Here is a 20,395-nt window from a genome sequence, read left to right as displayed (position 1 = left end):
TACTACAGTTAGTAATAATTTATTACTTTATCCTAATAAAATTTTCTATTTACTTACACTGTAATCACTTGAAACATACCAATATATTAAAGTCGCAATCCTTCTTTTAATAGATTCCTTTGTGCAATACATCTCCTTCGATGACAATGGAGACAATAATGGTGGGTCGCAACCCTTGTTTTAATAAATTCCTTTGTGCAATTAAAATCCAATGAAGAGTAGCTATTCTTTCGGTGAAGCAGCTACTATATCCATTAGGAGAGATTATCTTACTATTATAAAAAATTATTATACTAGAGTGTCTCATGATTAAGATTTTTAAAAAATTTAATAAAAATATTTCACATATAATATCTTTAAATATTATATAAACATTTGTATTATATTATTTTTTGAAAATAATGTTTATAGATTTAAATTATAATCTAAAAAATAATATGAATTATTTAAAATTAAATTAAATAAAAATACTTATTTAATTAAAAATGTTAATAAGTATTCAGGTGTTATTTAATATTTAAATCATTTATAGGAAATTTAAATTTATCAAAATCTTTGAAATAGTGAATTTTGGGACACTCCCTATACATGTTTTTATAAAAAATAATAAAAAAAATATTACTAAAACAACAAAAAACATCAGTGTTTTTGTTGAAAATAGCTAAAATATAGGTAAAAAAAGTATTACTTTGTAAATAGAAAATATGTAATATATTTAATTAAGTTAAAATTAATTAATAATAAAAATTAATAAATAAATTATTTTGTCTCTTTTTGATATATCTTAACAATTATTCCATTCTCATTTTTAGTATAAAACTCTTCATGGAACTCCTCAATAGTTATATCCTTATATTTTTTTAATTTCTTCCTATATTCTTTAATGAACTCGATATCTATCCATGAATCATCTTTAAGACTTCCTTCTTCTGTATTCATAATCAAATCCTCACAATATTAATATCAATAGCCTTGTTATTAAAATACTTTAACACTGCATCACTATATTTTTTATTTAAGTCCATGATTTTATCACTTTTTATTAAATCCTGATAAAATTTATCCATATTATTTTCTATTATTGCTACATCAATTGCAATCCTTGTTTTAATAGATTCCTTTGTGCAGTAATGAAAAAACTGGTGATGTTGATTATCTTGAACATCCACAAGATTATGAAAATGGTGAGAACAATTGCAGTAATAATTGTAGTTGTAATTGTGGCTTCACTCTTTTAACTAAGATTATGGTCGTTGATCATGGTTTAGATCCAGCTGATTTTATTGATGAAAATGGTAATCTACTAAGCAATACAGAAGTGCATAATCAAGATGTAAATAAAATTGAGGACAATGTTAATGAAAATAAACTTAAAAATGATTTAAAAGAAGATTTAAGCAAAAATACAGATAATCCTGAAAAGCATACTGAAAGTATTATGAATTATATTGATGAAACTAAAGGTTCTAAATTTGAAGAAGGACGACTTTACAATGATAAGAGTAATCTTGTACATTCAGCAAAAGGAACTGGTAATGATGTGACTATATTAAAAAAAGAATATGATAAATTAGCTAATGAAAATCTTGATTTAAGATTACATAGACACCCATCAAATTATCCTCCATTACCTTCAAGAACAGATATGGAGACTCAGTTAGGATTAAATATTAAGAACGAATCAATATTTTCTGATAAATTCTTTTTAAATATTAAAAATACTAATGTTAATTTATCAGAATCAAAGATTAATAATATAGTCAATGATTATTCAAAAGTATCTAATGAAATTAATAGTAAATTTTTAAAAGAAAATAAATAAGAAATATTTATTAGACCCTAAAAAAAGAAAAGAAGTTCGGAGATTAGAAGAATCTACTTATCTTCTTAAAAATAAGAAAGAAATTAGTGATAAATTTAATAAAGTTTTAAATAAATATAATATGTCAATAAAATTTTATAGATATTGATGAGGTTTAGTTTTATATGTCAAATGACGATGAAATGATTACTATCTTAGATGGAGAACTTTCTGGATATGGTCGCGATATTGATAATGCTATGGAAATAATGTTTTTAGAATCTTTAAATGAAGAAAAAAGAGAGTTGGCTGAAGAAGCTATGAAAAAACAAGACCCTAAAGCATATGAAGAATTTTTGATATGGGTTGAAAAAAAATGGCCAAATTATAAAAAAGAATTAAACTTATAATAAATATTTTTTTAAGCCAATGATTCTTAAATGGGTTGTTGGCTTTTTTAATAAACAAATTCTAAATTATATATTTATTATGTACAAAGTAATACTATTTTACTACTTCATTTATAAATAAAAACAAAGCCCACTATATTTAATAATACTTTTTAAATTTTTTTATACTTATTTTATATTTTATCATGATTTTATTTTAAATTTCAAAGAACATAGAGCTATGAAGCTCTAGCGATAGCTATAAAAGAATGGAGGACGATTCAATGTGATACATGGTCGCAATCCTTGTTTTAATAGATTCTTTTGTGCAATCAAATTAAAATGCAATATAGAAAAATTATCTGAAGAAATCGCATCATTCATCGAAAAACTATCAAAAAACTTCAAACAAACACTAAAACACATCAAAAATAACAACATACCCAATACCAATAATAAATTAGAAGGATAGTTCAAAATAACACTTCCAAAACACTTAAAAAGAACATTTCGAACAAAAAAAAGATTAAACAGAAAAGTCAAACTAAACAGAATACAATGGACACAAAGAAATGTCATGAAAATAAAATAAAAAAAATTTCAGCAGGATTCTAGACAATGCTGAGAATCCCCTTATTTTTCTATTTAAAAAATTACTATTTTAATATTTTAATCCCTTCAGAAGTTCCTAAAATGACTTTATCCACCATTTGCGAAAATATTCCATTTTCTACAACTCCTGGGATGGAATTTAAGTCTTTTTCTAATTGAATAGGATTATTTATTTCATAGAAATTAGCATCTACAATAAAATTCCCATTATCTGAAATAACTGGACCATCTTTAAATTTAGCCATTCTTATTTCAGGATCTGCACCCATGTCTTTTAAAGCCGAAAATACTGGTTTAGTGGATTGTGAGATTATTTCTAAGGGTACTGGAAAAGTTCCAAGTTCACTAACTAATTTTGTTTCATCAGCTATTACAATAAATTCACAAGCAGCATAATCAACAATCTTTTCTAGTGTATGAGCCGCTCCTCCACCTTTAATAAGATTTAAATCAGGATCAATTTCATCTGCCCCATCTACAGCTATATCAATATCATGCTCTTCCAAAGATGTTACAGGGATTTTCCACTGTTTTGCAAGTAAAAAAGACTGATAAGAGGTTGGAATTCCCATTACTTGAATTTCTTCTTCTTTTATTCTCATTCCTAAACTTTCAATAAAGTAATGAGTGGTCGATCCAGTACCGAGTCCAATTATTTGACCATCTTTAACTTCTTTTCCTGCCCTAAATCCTGCCATTTTTTTAAGATTCAACTTCAATATCTCCATAATAATTCATTTAGATTATAATTTACCTATAAACAATTTTTAAATAAACAATAAATAAACAATTCATAAATAAACAATTTATAACTAACCAATTAATAAATAAACAATCATTAAATAAATAATAAATGAACAATTCATAAATAACCTATTAATAGATAATTCATGAATAATTAATTTAAACTTAAAACTACTTTAGTGAGTAAAAAGTCTTTACCACAGCCACCTTTATGTTTACCTAAATCTTTTATGACAGTACATTTATCACCCTTCTTTAAGCCTTCAGGGTTACATAGATGGTGAAAAACACATTCAATATCACAATCAGGAGGATTAAAAGAAATGGTTGATCCTTCGAATACTTTTTTTGTATCTACCAATGTTTCAACATCTGCCACTTCTACTTCAACAGATTGAACTAAACCTGTATCATGAAGATCACATTTTTGTTGTATATCTTTAACATTCTTAATAATATATTTCCTTCCTTCTTCTAAAGATTCAATACAGGATGCTTTAAATCTACAACTTTCACATATTTCAGAAGAACCATAAAATATGAAATTCAATCCTTCTTCAGCTAAATCTTTACCAATTAAAGTTATCATTAAATCACTCCTGTTTTCACAGCTAATTTTTTAGCTGCATCTCTTGAAAGACCCCTATCTCCTAAAATAGTATAACGCTCAGGACGTATTTTATGTGCTGAAATAAGAGCTTCTATAATATCATCTGGATCTATTTCTAATTCGTAAGCATTTGTTGGAGCTTTCATATCTTTTAATGCATTTCTAATAAATTTCCAGTCTCCCCCATGTAAATTCATCATCATTATAGCCCCAATTCCACATTGTTCACCATGAAGAGCTGGTTTTTTAGCTATTCTATCAAGAGCATGACTAAATTTATGTTCGGATCCACTAGCTGGACGGCTTGAGCCTGCGATGCTTATTGCCATTCCACTACTAAACAAAGACTTAACAACTAACCTTGCACTTTCTTCCAATCCTTCTTTTATAGAATTAGAGGATTTAATGATTAATTTAGCTGTCATTAAAGATAAAGCTGCTGCTGATTCACTATAACCTTCATTTTGTAACCTTTGTGCTAACTGCCAATCCTTAATAGCTGTATAGTTAGATACAATATCTGCACAACCAGAGGCTAACAATCTGAAAGGAGCATTTCTAATTATGTTTGTATCTGCGATAACACCTATAGGAGATTGGGCAGTTAAAGAAACTGAACCTTTTGCATCTTTAATAGAAGCAAGTGGTGATGCAATTCCATCGTGTGAAGCGGCTGTTGGCACAGACATGAAATAGGTATCCTTATTTTTAGCTGCCATCTTAGCTACATCTATAATTTTTCCACCACCAACACCTAAAATCAATGAAACATCACTAGATTTATCTTCTACTTTTTTTATGGCATTTTGTGATGCTTCTGTAATTTGAACTAAGTCTACTGAATAATTTAACTCTTCAAGACTTTCAATAGCTATTTTAGCACCTATTTTTAAGGTATTTTTACCTGTAACAACTAATAAATTCCCATCAATCTTTAAATCCTGGCAAATTTTGCCTGTTTCATTAATTACATCAGATCCAATATGTACTTCCCTAGGCATCTGAATTTTTTTATAATTCATAATATCTCTCTTTATGATGTATCATATATTTATACATATATAATTAAATAGCTTTGGATTTCTCATAATTAATTTTAAAAATATCATATAATAATTAAAAATAAATTTAATAATTCTTAATAAAACATAATAGTTCCTGAAGTTATTATTTTATATTAGAATATTCAATATTATGCCCATGTAATTCATAATAATTAATATTCCCACTAGTATATCCTTAATATAATTAGTATCATTATTAATATTATATTTATCACAGATTATTATCATTATGGATTTAGAAATATAGATATTAGAATAGGAATAACCTAAATGAATAATTAAAAAGTAAAATATTAAAAAATATTCTAAATCATCTTAAAATAAAGTATTTACAATAAAAAATAAAAATGTTATAATTAAAAAGTAAAATATTAAAAAATATTCTAAATCATCTTAAAATAAAGTATTTACAATAAAAAATAAAAATGTTATTAAAAATATATTTCTATAATAAAAAAATTTATAATAAAAAGGTTTAATAAAAAAACTACTTAAAATAGTAATATCATAAATTAACATAGAAGAATATTAATGAAATAAAAAAGTATTAAAATTAATTAATTAAAAATCATTTTTATAAATTTGGTGATTAAATGGAAGATTTCAGCCAATGGTTTCACAATATTTTAGAAGAAGCAAGGATAATAGATTCAAGATATCCAATTAAAGGTATGAGTGTATGGTTACCTAATGGATTCAAACTAAGAAAACACATATTAGAATCATTAAGAAGTTTGTTTGATAAAGATCATGAAGAAGTCTTATTTCCCCTTCTTATCCCAGAAGATGAATTAGCTAAAGAAGGAATACATGTAAAAGGATTTGAAGATGAAGTTTATTGGATAACTCATGGAGGCCAGAGTGAACTAAATAAAAAGCTAGCTATTAGGCCAACTAGTGAAACTGCTATGTATCCAATGTTTTCACTATGGGTTAGATCTCATACTGATCTTCCAATGAAGTTTTATCAAGTTGTTAATACTTTTAGATATGAAACAAAGCACACAAGACCACTGATTAGGGTTAGGGAGATTACAACATTTAAAGAAGCCCATACCATCCATGCAACCAAAGAAGAGTCTGATGACCAGATAAAAGAAGCTGTTAGAAATTATAAAGAGTTCTTAAATTTGCTTGGAATTCCTTATCTAATAAGTAAGCGACCTGTTTGGGATAAATTTCCTGGTGCAGATTACACGATGGCTTTCGATACTTTATTTCCAGATGGTAAAACGCTTCAGATTGGAACCGTGCATAATTTAGGTCAAACTTTTGCAAAAACTTTTGATATAACTTATGAAACATCTGATAGTACTCATGAACATGCCTACCAAACTTGTGCTGGTCTTTCAGATAGAGTTATAGCTTCTGTAATTGCGATTCATGGTGATAAAAAAGGTCTTCGTCTTCCTCCACTAATAGCTCCAAATCAATTAACAATAATTCCTATTATATTCAAAGATGGAGGAGATGAAGTAATAGCTAAGTGTGAAGAAATCGAAACAGTACTCAAATCTCAAGATATTAGAGTCAATATTGATAAAAGAGACATTAGAGCAGGAAAAAAATTTTATGATTATGAATTAAGCGGAACTCCTTTAAGATTAGAACTTGGACCAAGAGACCTAAAAAATAATAAAGCCATACTTGTAAGAAGAGATACATTAGAAAAAATAGAGATAAACTTAAATGAAGATTATGTATCAAAAATTAAAGTATTGTTTGAGGAAATATCCAATAATCTCAGGCTACAAGCTCAAAAAAATATGGAAAGCAATCTAGTAATCACTGATAATTTAGATGATGTTAAAGGCTTGATAGACAACGGAAAAATCGTTTCATTTTCATGGTGTGGAGATGAAGAATGTGGAAAATCCATCGAAGAAATAACTGATATGGACATTTTAGGAACACAACACTTCAATACAGATAAATCTATAGATTTAAATAGTGATAAGTGCATTCATTGTGATAAAAAATCCAAATATTCTGCTTTAATAGCTAAAACCTACTAAGCATTGAAGATGATTATCTAAAACATGTTAAATCACTTAGTAAATAGAATGTTACAAATATAAACAAAATATAAAATATAAACAAATTACAAAAATATAAACAAAATATAAAAATATAAACAAATTACAAAAATATAAAACATTAAGATGGGATATAATGGATGAAATTTATGGAATAATACCAGTGTCAAAATTTTCAAATGCTAAAACAAGATTATCTCCTTTTTTAGATTTAGAAGAAAGAGAAAAATTGCTTAAAGCTATGTTAAAAGATGTTGTCAGCACATTAAAGCCCGTAGTGGATGAAGTTATTATTATAAGTGCAGATAAAGATGTTTTAGAATATGCAAATGACTTAGAAGTTTTAACTTTAGTTGAAAATGAAGGTTTATATTTAAATACTGCAATAGCTCAAGCTATGGATTGGTGTAGGCATAAAACAGAAAAAGTAATCATAATCCCCTCTGATATTCCATTGATAGCTAAAACAAATCTTCAACCATTGATTGAATCTGCAAAAGCTCTTGATTTTATCATATGCCCATCAAAAGGAGGGGGAACAAATGGATTGTTGATAAACCCATTAGCTATTGATATGAAATTTGGGGATTTTAGCTTTATGAAACATATTAATGAAGCAAAAAATAAAGGATTAGATCCTATAGTCTATGATTCATTTTATATATCCTTAGATGTTAACATAACTGAAGATATTGGAGAAATAATGATTCATGGTGATGGAACAAAGACAAAAAATTATTTAAATAGCTTAAACATAGAGGTAGAGTCAATCCACGGAACAGAAAGGTTAAAAATTACAAGAAAATAGTATCTTATAAGTATAATTATTAAACAATTTACCTTAATATAAAAAAATATATTCATTAAAGAAAATTTACCTATAATATAAAAAATATATTCATTAAAGAAAATTTACCTATAATATAAAAAATATATTCATTAAAGAAAATTTACCTTAATATAAAAAAATATAATTATTAAAGAAAATTTACCTTAATATAAAAAAATATAATTATTAAACAAAATTTACTTGATGTACGTGTTTTAATTCAATTAAAAAATTTATTATTATTTAGTGATTTATTCTATAGTTTAAATTAATAGTTTATAACTTATTTTCAATAAATTAATTATCAAGAATATTAAATTATATAATGAGTACACTTTAAAATCAATGAGTAAATGATGAAATAATGGAAGTCGGATATATGATTGGTATTTCAATAGCTGGTTTTGACCCATCAGGTGGGGCAGGGATCTTAGCAGATGTGAAAACATTCACATCATTGTGCATTCATGCTACATCAGTTATAACTGCTTTAACAGCTCAAAATCCATCGAAAGTCTTTTCACTTCAACCAATAGCTACAGATTATATTGAAGAGCAAATCGATTCTATCTTTGATGAATATGGGAATTATATCAACTATGGAAAAACAGGGATGCTATATTCTCCAGAAATCGTGAAATCTGTATCTAAAAAAGTAAAAGAATATAATTTGAAAGTTGTTGTAGATCCTGTTATGTTTGCAAGTGCAGGTGACACTCTTTCAAAGGACAAACTAGCTATTGCTCTTAAGAAATATTTACTTCCTCATTGTATAATAACCACACCAAATATCAAAGAAGCTGAGATCTTCTCAGGAATAGCTATATCAGATGTAAACAATGCAATTGAAGCATCCCAAGAAATAGGCAAGTACTGTAATGTTTTAATAACCGGGGGGCATTTAAATGGTACCAGTGTACTCAATATAAATAATAAAATAACATTATTTAAAGATGACCTTATAAACACTGCTAACACACATGGAAGTGGTTGTTGTTTTTCTGCAGCAATTACATCCTATCTAATCAAAGGTTATGATTTGAAAGTAGCTATTGAAAAGGCTAATAATTATGTTAAAATAGCTATTGAAAATGGATGGTATGGAACGCTTAAACAAGTCATTTAATCATTTATTAAAAATAACCTTAAAAAAATAAATATAGTCCTGAAAATAAAGTTTATAAGTAATGATATTTTTTAAAAACTTTTATATTCATTTATTTCTCAATCTAAATAATCATAATATATATTTTTTTAATAATAAAATTATTAAAGATTATTTTAGAAATTAAAGATAATAACAACTTATATTTATGAAATAGATTAATATTCCAATAAAACATTAATTAGAATTTTTTCTTTCAGGACCATGATTAAAAATAATACAATAATTGAATATAATAATATAATTAAAAATAATGAGTATTAAATTTTTTAATTAAAGGGTGATTAACATCTATAACACGAATAAAAGTAAAATTATATTAATAAAAAAAGGTAATAAATGCAATTTAGGTCCTATAAAAGTTGCAAATAGCTATTTTTCAAGATTAAAAGGACTTATGTTTAAAAATGATATAGATTATATCCTACTTTTAACAACTCAAAAAAATAGATATTGGCTCAAATCATCTATTCATACATTTTTTATGAAATTTACCATTGATGTTTTATTCCTAGATGAAAATAAAAGAATTTTAGAAATAGCTACAATTCCACCATGGAAAATTTATAGTCCTAAAAATTCATCAAAGTATATTTTAGAAATGAAAGAAGGGTATGCTTCAGAATATAATTTAAATGTAGGAGATAAACTAGATTTTTCTTCTGAATTTAAATAAAACTAAAAATAAAATAATAATGAAAATGTGATATCATAGAAAAAAGAAAGACAATAATAAAATATAATATATGATATAAACATGCAAGAAATAAAATATAATATATGATATAAACATGCAAGAAATAAAATATAATATATGATATAAACATGCAAGAAATAAAGTATTACTAAATATGTCTCATTATTTCATTAGGATGTTTTAAAACATATATGCCATCCATAAGAACTAATTTATGAGTATTTTCAATGTCTATGTCCCTCATGTGGATTGTTATTTTTTTACCCGCAGATATTGCGTTAAATGGACAAGCATCCTCACATTCACCACATCCAATACATTTTAAGAGATTAATCTCTGTTTTTGGTAGAATAGCTCCTTGATTACATTTTTTAGAAGCTTCACATGTTTCACAATCAGCACAGCTTTCAAGTTCGAGTTTTGAGGGGAGAATAGTTTCAACATCCCCTATTTCTAAATCAACAGGTACTATTAAAGTTTGAACGCCTCCTTTTCCAGCTTGAGCCACTGAAGTGGTCATAAGAGAGTCTCCTATTCCATGAACAATTTTAGCTACTGTATTAGAAGTTGTAGGAGATAGAATAAATAAATCATATTTACCTAAAGACAATCTTCCAGAAATAGGATAGCTAAAACTTTGATCACTATCCAGAGCTAACTCCCTGTAATAGCCTCCAGTAATAGCAGTAACTCTCTCATAAAGACCATACATTTTTAAAACTTCTTCTCCAGCGTTAGATAGAAAAATTGTGATTTTATGGTCTTTAACTAGTTCCTCAAGAATTTCAACACTTTCGCTAAGTAAGTGTCCTGCTCCTGTAATGCCCCATGCAATTTTCATAGCTTTTCATCCTAATTTAAACGGTAAGTATTGTTATTGATTTATTTTTATAATATAACTAATAAATTAACATCTAAATCTTATGATTAATTTTTAAATCTCTTTTAAATAATAAATAATCCTTATCATCAACTTTCAAAGCCTAATTCAATTAAAAATTAATGCTATCAAAATTGAATATATTGATATGCTTCATTTTCTTTAAATGCATAATTAACTTTAGTGTATTGATTCATAAATTCAGTTACTTCCATTTTAACATCTTTATTATCTTTAATTACTTTTGCTATAAATTCAGCTACTTCACTCATTTGAGATTCTTTCATACCTCTACGAGTAATTTCTTGAGTACCGACCCTTATACCAGAAGGATCATCAGATCTATTAACATCATCCCATGGCAGAAGATTTTTATTTAATATTATATTATTAGTTTCAAGTTTTTTAGCAAATATTGAAGCTTTACCAATTGCAGAAACATCAAAAGCTACTTGATGAGATTCTGTAAAACCATACTCTTCACATAGTACGTTGAAACCAAGATCATGAAGGCTTTGACCCAGAGCTTTAGCATTTTTAATAATTTGTTTGGCATAATCTGAACCAAATTCCAGCATTTCAGCAGTGGCTATTCCTAAACCTGCTACATGATGAAGATGATGATTACTTACCACTCCAGGGAAAACTGCATCGTCAATTTTGTCTGCATATTCATTTTTAGTAAGAATTATACCTCCTTGTGTCCCAGGAAATGTTTTATGAGTACTTCCAACTAAAAGATCAGCTCCTTCCCTAAGAGGATCTTGAAAAGTTCCACCAGCTATTAAACCAAGAACATGAGCTCCATCATACATCACCTTAGCTCCAACTTCATCAGCAGCTTCTCGAGCTTCTTTAACTGGATGTGGGAAAAGGAATAAGCTTCCTCCTAAAAGAACTATCTTAGGTTTTTCTTGTTTAATCTGTTTAACCATAGCATCAGTATCAATATTCATCTTCTCTTGATTGAAAGGGTGTGGATGAACTGTAAGTCCCCTAATACCTGCAGCACTAACATTAGCATGGCTAATATGGCCTCCAACAGGGACTTCAAGGGCTGTCATTAAATCTCCAGGCTTTGAAAATGCAAAAAATGAAGCTAAGTTAGCTACTACTCCAGAAGTAGGCTGAACATTAACATGCTCTGCTTTATATAGCTTCTTTGAAAGTTTTATAGTTAGATCCTCAATACCATCAACATATTGACACCCTTCATACAATCTCTCACCACATTTTCCTTCTGCATATCTGTGGGAAAGGTCAGATACAAGAGCTTCTTGAACTTGAGAACTTGTTATATTTTCACTTGCAATTAGATTAATGCTGTTTTTCATCCAGCTATTATGTTCTTTCATCAACTTTTGAAATTCTGAAACGTTTTCTTGATTATTAAACATTTATACACCATAGTTATATATGTAAACAATGATAAGAGCTATTAGTTTTTGAATTAATAATTAATTATAATTAAACTAATTACCCAATAAGATAATTTATAACTTTTTAAATTATATTATATTAATTTAAATTATATTAATTTTAATTATTTTAATTATTTTTAAAGGAAATTTTAAGTATTTTTTACTATTTTTTATTATTAATTAATTAGCAACTATATAAATTCTATATTGTTTTTTAGTTATTTATAGTTTTCAAAATTTTTTATATTTTCTATAGTTTTATAAAAATAAAGTTTATATAAAAATAAAAAATAAAAAAATAAATTTTTTCATGATTCTCCTAAAAATAAAATAATTTTGAAATAAAACTTCTTGATTATTTTTATAAAATAAAATGAACAGAATAATGAAAAATAGTAATATGGTCAATTGAAGCTAGATAAAAAGTATATTAATTTTAACTAAAGTTGTGCAACAATTAAAAAGTTGATAAAGCTATTAATTATGAGAAAATATTAAAATAATGTTTTTAAATTATATAATATTTGAAAATGAAGATTATTAGAATTAGAAAATTAAAATGAAGGTGAATAAAGTCTTTGTATATTTTGTTCATGATAGAAAAATAAAAAAGCTACTTGGTGAGATTTATATTTTATGCACAATAGGAAATTTTATCATGTTATAATTTTCATTTGTCACTTAAAAAAGCTTTAAAAAGTGTTTAAATTCTTAAACATTTTTATTAACTTAAATAAGAATTATTTAAAAAAATATTTGATTAATATAATCATTTTTAAAAAAGTTATAATTTCCAAATGAATATTACATTTTATCATATTTAAAAAATGTATCATGAACATTTTGGACAAAGACGAATAAAGTTAATATAATTTGAAAAATTAAATTATGAAAAATTAAATTAAAAAAAATGAGTAAAAAAGTAAAAAGTAAAAAAGAAAAGTAAATTGGAGAGAATCTCCAAGATTATTTTCCTACGTCTTCAAGGGCTGCTTCAATTTGTGCCATAATCTGGCTGGTTTTAAAGTGTTGTTGATCCATAGCTCCAGAAGGACAAGCAGCTACACAAGTACCGCATCCTTTACATAAAGCTACATTAACAGCAGCTTGATCATCTTCAATTTGTATTGCACCATAAGGACATAGTTCAACACAAACTTCACATGCACCACAAATATCAATATCTGTAGTTGCGACAATAGGTTCAATTTCTACTTCACCTTTAACCATAGGAATAGCTGCACGAGCTGCAGCACCAGAACCTTGAGCAACTGCATCAGGAATATCTTTAGGTCCTTGAGCAACACCTGCAAGGTATACACCATCAGTTAAAGTATCAACAGGTCTGAGTTTTGGGTGAGCTTCCATTAAGAAGCCATCTCCACTTTTAGATAAACCTATAGTTTGTCTAAGATCTTCAGCCCCTTCAGGAGGTACGAGTCCTACACTTAAAACAACTAAATCATAATCATATTCAGTTACTTTGTTTAATAATGTATCTTCACCCCTAACTGTTAAAGTCAAGTCAGGATTTTCGATAACCTCAGAAGGTCGTCCTCTTACAAACTTGATACCATATTTCTCTTGAGAGTTTTTGTAGAACTCTTCAAATCCTTTACCGAATGCTCTTATATCCATGTAGTAAAGAGTTACTTCAGTATCAGGTTCATGATCCTTGATTAATTGAGCATTCTTCATTGAATACATACAACATACTCTGGAACAGTATGGTTTACCGATTTTTTCATCTCTTGAACCAACACAGTGAATAAATGCAACACGTTTAGGATTTTTACCATCAGATGGTTTAACTACATGTCCTTCAGTAGGCCCAGATGCATTAATCATCCTTTCGATTTCCATAGCGGTAATTACATTACTATGAGCTCCATAACCATATTCAAGTTTTTCTGTAGGATTGTATGGATCATAGCCAGTAGCTACTATGATAGTACCAACATCCAAGTCTATGAATTGACTTTCTTGATCATGCTTTACTGCACCACGTTCACAAATTTGATCACATAATTTACATTCAATACAGTAATCTTTATCTATTGTAGCACATAATGGAACTGATTGTGGGAATGGAATATATGCTGCTTTAACCATACCAATGCCTTCATCGAAGTAATTTGGCATTTCAATAGGACATACTTCTACACAGGATCCACAACCAACACATAAATCTTCATCTATGAATCTTGGTTTTCTTTCCACTTTAACATGGAAATTACCAATGTATCCACCTACTTCTCTAACTTCAGAATAAGTCAAGAGTTCAATGTTTTCGTGTTTACCTACATCCACCATCTTAGGAGCAAGAATACACATAGAACAATCGAGAGTTGGGAAAGTTTTATCCAATTGTCCCATTCTTCCTCCGATTGTAGGTTGTTTTTCAATCATATAGGTTTTAAAACCCATATCTGCTAAATCAAGAGCAGATTGAATACCAGCTACTCCTCCACCAATAACCATAGCTTTGTTATCCACAGACACAACTGAAGCTTCTAATGGCTCAAGTAATCTTGCTTTTGCTATAGCCATTCTTGTAAGATCTTTTGCTTTATTAGTAGCTTCTACAGGTTCACCCATGTGTACCCAAGAATCTTGTTCTCTTAAATTTGCAAATTCAAACAAGAATTGGTTAAGTCCTGCTTCCCTTACACATCTTCTAAATGTTGCTTCGTGAAGTCTTGGAGAACATGCAGCTACAACAATTCTATTTAAATTGTGCTCTTTAATATCCTCTTGAATTGCTTGTTGTCCTGGATCAGAACAATAATATTTATAATCTTTCGCAAGAACTACGTTAGGAAGACTCTTTGCATATTCTGCAACAGCAGGAACATCTACAACCCCACCAATGTTTACACCACAGTGGCAAACATAAACACCTATTCGTGGTTCTTCATTTTTAATATCTCTTTCTTCTTCTGCCATATAAAATCACCTTGTACAAGTTGACAAAATCTAATTTATAAAAAATACTTTTTATATCATTTTTTTATAAAGCTATTTAGCTATTAAAATCATTCTACTATTTTTAAGCTATATGCTTAAGCTATTATATCCCTTATAAAATTACTTGATTATTTTCAACCTATTTTTAATTTTTAACAATTTTAACTTATTTATTAGTAAAAATTATTAAAAAACATTTATAAAAGATACTTATAAAAAACTATAAAAATTTTATAATTTTAGATAGTGTTATTATGCCATATACCTAAATAAAGCTTTCTATTTTTAGTGTTGAGTAAACTTTATATATGATAATAAAATTTTAACTAAAAAACTTTTAAATGATCAAAATACGAGTAAAAATGAATAATATCAGAAAAATGAAACAAATAGTAGTGTAAATATGAATTCGATAGCTATTTAGAAAATTAAAAATATTATGGTGCTAGATTTTTGCAAATATTTAAAGGATGGGATTGTCTCATAATTCACATTTTTTAGAAATTTTCATGAAATTAATTTCCATATAAATCATTTAAAAATATGACTATTTTGATATAATATTTAAAGATTTTAAATGTAAAATATTTTTATTAAATTTTTTAAAATCTTAATTATGAGACACTCTCTCTTATATAACTATTATAAATTTTTATATAATCAGTGAATTTGGATTATTTTTTGTATAATGAAATTTATTAATGTTTTAATCAGATGAAAATGAATAAATGTTAATTAAATTATGAATGAAGGAAAAAAAGAATGTTTGGAAAGAATAGTTAGATTAATTAACTTCTTTCCAAAAAAATATAATGCAAAAACAATTTATTTTTTTTTAGGCTTTTCTGTATATTGTTATTTTGAGTTTAGCTATTTTGTTGTGTGCTAGGTTTTTGACTATTGTTTTTAGTATTTTTGATTTTTTGTTGTAGTTGTATTTGGTGTTTTTTGTTGTTTGTATTTTGTAGAGTTTGTGTTTTTTGAGTATGTTTTTGAGTGATTTTGTGAATGTCTTTGAGCCTGTTTTTTCTCCGTAGTTTTTGATTGAGTAGGTTATGTAGTAGATTTTGTGTTTTTTAGTCTTTTTTGAAGTTGTTTTTTTGCTGTAAACTTTTATTTTTGCGGATGTTAGTGGTTTGTTAACATTTATGGTTTTTGTTACACTTGCTGATTCTTTGAATGTGTATTTGCCTGTATTGTTGGTTATTGTTGTTTGTTGTGATTTTGCGTAAACCTTGTAATTAGATGTTTTTGGTACTTTGTAAATGAATCTTGCTTCACCGTATTTATCAGTTGTTGCTGAACCTACTTGTTTACCATTAACATAGAAATAAACTTTTTTACCAGATAATAGTTCATCTGTGTCTTTTCTTGTTACTGTTGCTGTTATTGTGATTTGACCATTACCTGAAACAACAGTTAATACAGTGCTAGTTTCATAAGTTACATCAACGGTTATAGTACTGTTGTTAATTGATTCAGTGTTATTATTTCCTGTATTGGATACGATATCACCGGTGTTATTGGTTGAGTTAGTATTGTTGATAGTTACATCGTTGTTGTTTCCTTCATTGTTGATTAATCCGTCTTTTGCTGTATTGTTAGTTATAGTAGAATTGTCAACTGTGATTTTGTTATTATCACCTTCACTTTTTAATATTCCATCTTTGTTACCTGATAATTCACTGTTATCTATAGCTATTTTGTTTTCATCACCAGTACTACTAATTACTCCACCTTCTGGTGCATTATTGTTAGTTGCTGTTGAATTATCCAAAACAATATTATTATTATCACCATTACTGTTGATTGCTCCACCTTTATTTGAGGCATTGTTGTTGTTGAAATCAGTGTTATTAACTGTTAAATTATTATCATGACCATTACTGTTGATTGCTCCACCGTTTTTAGCGGAGTTATTGTTGAATGTAGAGTTGTTAATATTAGTTTCATGTAAATTACCATTGATATCTATTGCTCCACCAGTAGAACTAGCAGAATTATTTTCAAACAATGAATTATCTATATTAACTTCACTATCTTCACCATTAATATCTAATGCTCCACCAGTCTTAGCACTATTATTCACTAAAGTACTACCTTCTATATTGATAGTCTGATTTTCACCATTAGCATATAATGCTCCGCCTTCTTTAACAGCAGTATTACCATTTATAGTACTATCTTTAATAGTAAGCACATTATTACTATTAGCAAATCCTATTCCACCACCATTAAGACCAGCAGAATTATTAACTATAGTAACATTATCCAAAACAGAACTACTACCATCACCATAAATGGAAATAGCACCAACACTATTAGTTGCTGTGTTGTTTTTGAATACTGAATTTTCGAGAGTGTTACTGGAACCCTCTCCACCAATACGTAAAGCACTAGCATCATGATTTGCAGTGTTGTTTTCAAAAGTACAATTATCAACTAAATTAGTACTACTAACTCCAGCTAGAGATGCAGCACCATAATTATTTGCTTTGTTGTTTTTGAATACTGAATTTTTGAGAGTATTATTGGAACCATCTCCAATCATACGTAAAGCACCATAATTATTATTTGCGGTGTTGTTTTCGAAAGTACAATTATCAACTAAATTAGCACTATTAGCTCCATTTATATATGCAGTATTATAATCATGATTTGCATTGTTGTTTTTGAATGCTGAATTTTTGATAGTATTATTGGAATCATCTGCCATCATACTTAAAGCACCATAATTATTATTTGCGGTGTTGTTTTCAAAAGTACAATTATCAACTAAATTAGTACTACTAACTCCACCTAGAGATGCAGCACCATAATCGCGTGCTGTGTTGTTTTTGAATACTGAATTCTTGATAGTATTACTGGAACCATCTCCAATCATACGTAAAGCACCATAACTAGCACTTGCAGTGTTGTCTTCAAAAGTACAATTATCAACTAAATTAGTACTATTAGCTCCATTTAGATGTGCAGCACCAGCATTATTAGTTGCTGTGTTGTTTTTGAATACTGAATTCTTGATAGTATTACTGGAACCATCTCCATCCATACGTAAAGCACCATGACTAGTTCCTGCTGCGTTGTTTTCGAAAGTACAATTATCAACCAAATTAGTACTATTAGCTCCATTTAGATATGCAGCACCATAATTACTAGTTGCTGTGTTGTTTTTGAATACTGAATTTTTGATAGTAATGTTGGAACCAGCTCCATTTATATGAACTGCTCCAGTATTACTTGCGGTGTTGTTTTCGAATGTACAATCGGTTATGGTTAATGTAATGTTAGCTTGAGTTGAATAAATTGCACCACCATTACTTGTGGTGTTTCCGTTTATGAAGGTTAGGTTTATTAGTGTTAGGTTGATTCCTGCATTTATTGTGAATGCCCGTCCACTATTTTCCATGTCGATTATTGCCATACCTTTATTTTTACCAGCTATTGTCATATTTTTACTGATTGTTAGACCTGTATTATTTGATCCTGAGTATACACCATCACTTAAGTACAGTGTATCACCATCATCAAAGCTACTATTGCTGATTGCATCAACTTTTATACTACCTGTAGTGTTATCAATAGTAACATCTGCTGCGTTTGCTGTGCCGATTAAACAAAGAGCGCCAATAGCTATTATTATGGAAATTATCAAAAATGTCGATAATTTCTTAAATTCATTTTTATACATTATTCACCTCTAATATTTTTATTTAATTAAATTAGTTATTCACGACCCATTATGACAGAGTAACCAATCTTCTATAATGATCTTAGAATAATCAACACACAATCATGATTATGAATCGTAAAAAACCTAAAATATATTGATTCTATACTCTTATTTTATAATAAACATAGAACATATGAACAATATTTTTTACTTAAATATATAATTCATGTACTACCAGCTATTATTTAAAAACTAAAAAATGTTTAACAATCATCTTACTAGCTATGCCATTATCAATAAATGAAAAAAAACTTGTTAGTCATCTAAAGAACAGTTAGTATCCTATTAAACTATTAACTTTTAATTACTGGACAAACATAGTTATAGTAATTACCCATATATAAAGATATCACTTCTACAAACCTCAATACCAAAACAAGAAGAAACTAGAAAGTAGATTTAATTCCATAGATTGCCCCCCCCCCCCCTAAACATTTAAAGAACTTACAACTATTCAAACAAAAATTAAACGCAAAAAATTATCTTTTTCACAAAAATAAGACATCTAATCCATCAACGCATTTTCCACATATTCTTCTATTATAAAGAATAATAATACAAGACAATAACAAAATACTACGATTTAAAAATATACAAAAATAAGAAGACAAAGAAAAAAAAAGAGTATTCTACCAACATGTAAAAAATAGTTTTTATTTTTTGATGAAAAAATGGAATTTTGACTTATTGAAAATTGGTTAAAAATCGAGTTTTTGAAAATGCTTTAAAATAGAATATTATATAACATTCATGAAAAAAACGTTGTATTGCAAAAATTAACAGATAACATACATGAAAAACTTCATAAATCATTTAGTATTTATCAAATTAATAAAATAAACAATTTAATGAAGTAAACAGATAATAGAAAAAAATTATTGAAAATTAAAAAAATTATCAATGAACCATTGATATTAAAAACTGAATAAATTTAATTAGTAGATAATTAATTAAGGATAATAATTAATATCTAGTGTTGTTGTAAATCATTATTATCCTTTTTTAAAAAACAAGATGTAGACTTTTCAGGGAATAATGGAAGTTGAAAGTATGTAGAATTATTAGTCATTGGCTATTTATTAACTATAGTAGCTATTTATTAAGACTAGTAAATAAGTAATAAAGATATTAAATATGAAAACTTTCATTATAAGCAGTAATAAATGGTCGAAAATAATAAAATCCCCAAAATACTATTGTTTTATTTTATCATTGGGTAAATTGTCTTCTTTCATTCTGTGAACAGCATTTATTTTACTTTTTTCCATTCCTTCTGTTTTATCTTCATTTATTCCTTCTTTTTTGCCTGTTTCTTTTGCGTAGTGTATTCCGCTGTTGTAGTTTAGTTCCACTTTTAGTTTCATTTCGTGTTCTGCCATTTCTTTTTCGTTTTTTGTTGATATGTCTAATATATCGTAGATTTCTTTAGGTTTTTATCCATTTTTAC

The 20,395-nt window shown here is 27.3% G+C and carries 17 protein-coding genes; 7 read left to right on the top strand and 10 right to left on the bottom strand.

Annotated elements, in window-relative coordinates:
• Positions 1-106: 106 nt before the first annotated feature.
• Positions 107-307 carry a hypothetical protein gene (locus MBCUT_RS10850; protein ID WP_157082491.1) on the bottom strand — a complete coding sequence of 67 codons (201 nt, stop codon included), beginning with the start codon at positions 305-307 and terminating at the stop codon, positions 107-109.
• Between the two features lie 452 nt (positions 308-759).
• Positions 760-939, bottom strand: a complete 180-nt coding sequence (locus tag MBCUT_RS05130) for a hypothetical protein (protein ID WP_067259615.1) — start codon at positions 937-939, stop codon at positions 760-762.
• A gap of 181 nt (positions 940-1,120) precedes the next feature.
• On the opposite strand from MBCUT_RS05130, the gene MBCUT_RS05125 reads away from it, so the two are divergent.
• The 3 genes from MBCUT_RS05125 (at position 1,121) to MBCUT_RS10845 (ending at position 2,662) form a co-directional block, all read left to right on the top strand.
• Positions 1,121-1,822, top strand: coding sequence for a hypothetical protein (locus tag MBCUT_RS05125; protein WP_067259614.1), 702 nt, complete (start codon positions 1,121-1,123; stop codon positions 1,820-1,822).
• Between the two features lie 164 nt (positions 1,823-1,986).
• Positions 1,987-2,211 carry a hypothetical protein gene (locus tag MBCUT_RS05120; protein WP_067259613.1) on the top strand — a complete coding sequence of 75 codons (225 nt, stop codon included), beginning with the start codon at positions 1,987-1,989 and terminating at the stop codon, positions 2,209-2,211.
• Between the two features lie 265 nt (positions 2,212-2,476).
• A complete protein-coding gene (locus tag MBCUT_RS10845; protein ID WP_157082490.1) occupies positions 2,477-2,662 on the top strand; it encodes a hypothetical protein in 186 nt (61 codons plus the stop codon).
• A gap of 184 nt (positions 2,663-2,846) precedes the next feature.
• On the opposite strand, the gene rpiA is transcribed toward MBCUT_RS10845, so the two are convergent.
• The 3 genes from rpiA to MBCUT_RS05105 form a co-directional block, all read right to left on the bottom strand.
• Positions 2,847-3,515 (bottom strand): ribose-5-phosphate isomerase RpiA, encoded by a 669-nt coding sequence (gene rpiA, locus MBCUT_RS05115; RefSeq protein WP_067259612.1) that lies wholly within the window; start codon positions 3,513-3,515, stop codon positions 2,847-2,849.
• Between the two features lie 185 nt (positions 3,516-3,700).
• A complete protein-coding gene (locus MBCUT_RS05110; RefSeq protein WP_067259611.1) occupies positions 3,701-4,135 on the bottom strand; it encodes a UPF0179 family protein in 435 nt (144 codons plus the stop codon).
• On the bottom strand, positions 4,135-5,178 hold the full coding sequence (locus MBCUT_RS05105) for an NAD(P)-dependent glycerol-1-phosphate dehydrogenase (RefSeq protein ID WP_067259610.1): 1,044 nt from the start codon (positions 5,176-5,178) through the stop codon (positions 4,135-4,137). Before MBCUT_RS05105 ends, MBCUT_RS05110 begins: the two co-directional genes overlap by 1 nt.
• Positions 5,179-5,813: 635 nt before the next feature.
• Between MBCUT_RS05105 and proS the strand changes: the two genes are divergently transcribed.
• From proS to MBCUT_RS05085, 4 genes are all read left to right on the top strand, one after another.
• Entirely contained in the window at positions 5,814-7,235 is a 1,422-nt protein-coding gene (proS, locus tag MBCUT_RS05100) for a proline--tRNA ligase (protein ID WP_067259609.1), read from the top strand.
• A 157-nt stretch (positions 7,236-7,392) separates the two neighbouring features.
• Entirely contained in the window at positions 7,393-8,064 is a 672-nt protein-coding gene (gene cofC, locus MBCUT_RS05095; protein ID WP_067259608.1) for a 2-phospho-L-lactate guanylyltransferase, read from the top strand.
• A 400-nt stretch (positions 8,065-8,464) separates the two neighbouring features.
• A complete protein-coding gene (gene thiD / locus MBCUT_RS05090) occupies positions 8,465-9,211 on the top strand; it encodes a bifunctional hydroxymethylpyrimidine kinase/phosphomethylpyrimidine kinase (protein WP_067259660.1) in 747 nt (248 codons plus the stop codon).
• A 319-nt stretch (positions 9,212-9,530) separates the two neighbouring features.
• Positions 9,531-9,926 (top strand): DUF192 domain-containing protein, encoded by a 396-nt coding sequence (locus tag MBCUT_RS05085; RefSeq protein ID WP_245634944.1) that lies wholly within the window; start codon positions 9,531-9,533, stop codon positions 9,924-9,926.
• 169 nt (positions 9,927-10,095) lie between these two features.
• Here MBCUT_RS05085 and MBCUT_RS05080 read toward each other — a convergent pair whose 3' ends face one another.
• The 5 genes from MBCUT_RS05080 to MBCUT_RS10840 form a co-directional block, all read right to left on the bottom strand.
• The gene (locus MBCUT_RS05080; RefSeq protein WP_067259607.1) at positions 10,096-10,788 is read right to left on the bottom strand and encodes a dihydromethanopterin reductase (acceptor); all 693 of its coding nucleotides are present in this window, start codon (positions 10,786-10,788) and stop codon (positions 10,096-10,098) included.
• Between the two features lie 167 nt (positions 10,789-10,955).
• Positions 10,956-12,224 carry a serine hydroxymethyltransferase gene (gene glyA, locus MBCUT_RS05075; protein ID WP_067259606.1) on the bottom strand — a complete coding sequence of 423 codons (1,269 nt, stop codon included), beginning with the start codon at positions 12,222-12,224 and terminating at the stop codon, positions 10,956-10,958.
• Positions 12,225-13,214: 990 nt separating this feature from the next.
• The gene (locus MBCUT_RS05070) at positions 13,215-15,194 is read right to left on the bottom strand and encodes a CoB--CoM heterodisulfide reductase iron-sulfur subunit A family protein (protein ID WP_067259605.1); all 1,980 of its coding nucleotides are present in this window, start codon (positions 15,192-15,194) and stop codon (positions 13,215-13,217) included.
• Positions 15,195-16,050: 856 nt separating this feature from the next.
• On the bottom strand, positions 16,051-18,906 hold the full coding sequence (locus MBCUT_RS05065) for a beta strand repeat-containing protein (protein WP_067259604.1): 2,856 nt from the start codon (positions 18,904-18,906) through the stop codon (positions 16,051-16,053).
• 1,235 nt (positions 18,907-20,141) lie between these two features.
• Complete coding sequence (locus MBCUT_RS10840; protein WP_157082489.1) at positions 20,142-20,327, bottom strand: hypothetical protein; 186 nt, start codon at positions 20,325-20,327, stop codon at positions 20,142-20,144.
• Between the last annotated feature and the right edge of the window lie 68 nt (positions 20,328-20,395).

The organism is Methanobrevibacter cuticularis, from assembly GCF_001639285.1.
GTDB lineage: Archaea > Methanobacteriota > Methanobacteria > Methanobacteriales > Methanobacteriaceae > Methanobaculum > Methanobaculum cuticulare.
Note: the sequence above shows the minus strand (reverse complement) of the source record. Positions and strands in the feature narration are given on the sequence as shown.

Coding starts and splice junctions, on each gene's coding strand:
- MBCUT_RS10850 (WP_157082491.1), bottom strand. CDS start 307: ATGAGACACTCTAGTATAATAATTTTTTATAATAGTAAGATAATCTCT.
- MBCUT_RS05130 (WP_067259615.1), bottom strand. CDS start 939: ATGAATACAGAAGAAGGAAGTCTTAAAGATGATTCATGGATAGATATC.
- MBCUT_RS05120 (WP_067259613.1), top strand. CDS start 1,987: ATGTCAAATGACGATGAAATGATTACTATCTTAGATGGAGAACTTTCT.
- MBCUT_RS05110 (WP_067259611.1), bottom strand. CDS start 4,135: ATGATAACTTTAATTGGTAAAGATTTAGCTGAAGAAGGATTGAATTTC.
- MBCUT_RS05105 (WP_067259610.1), bottom strand. CDS start 5,178: ATGAATTATAAAAAAATTCAGATGCCTAGGGAAGTACATATTGGATCT.
- proS (WP_067259609.1), top strand. CDS start 5,814: ATGGAAGATTTCAGCCAATGGTTTCACAATATTTTAGAAGAAGCAAGG.
- cofC (WP_067259608.1), top strand. CDS start 7,393: ATGGATGAAATTTATGGAATAATACCAGTGTCAAAATTTTCAAATGCT.
- thiD (WP_067259660.1), top strand. CDS start 8,465: ATGATTGGTATTTCAATAGCTGGTTTTGACCCATCAGGTGGGGCAGGG.
- MBCUT_RS05080 (WP_067259607.1), bottom strand. CDS start 10,788: ATGAAAATTGCATGGGGCATTACAGGAGCAGGACACTTACTTAGCGAA.
- glyA (WP_067259606.1), bottom strand. CDS start 12,224: ATGTTTAATAATCAAGAAAACGTTTCAGAATTTCAAAAGTTGATGAAA.
- MBCUT_RS05070 (WP_067259605.1), bottom strand. CDS start 15,194: ATGGCAGAAGAAGAAAGAGATATTAAAAATGAAGAACCACGAATAGGT.
- MBCUT_RS05065 (WP_067259604.1), bottom strand. CDS start 18,906: ATGTATAAAAATGAATTTAAGAAATTATCGACATTTTTGATAATTTCC.
- MBCUT_RS10840 (WP_157082489.1), bottom strand. CDS start 20,327: ATGGCAGAACACGAAATGAAACTAAAAGTGGAACTAAACTACAACAGC.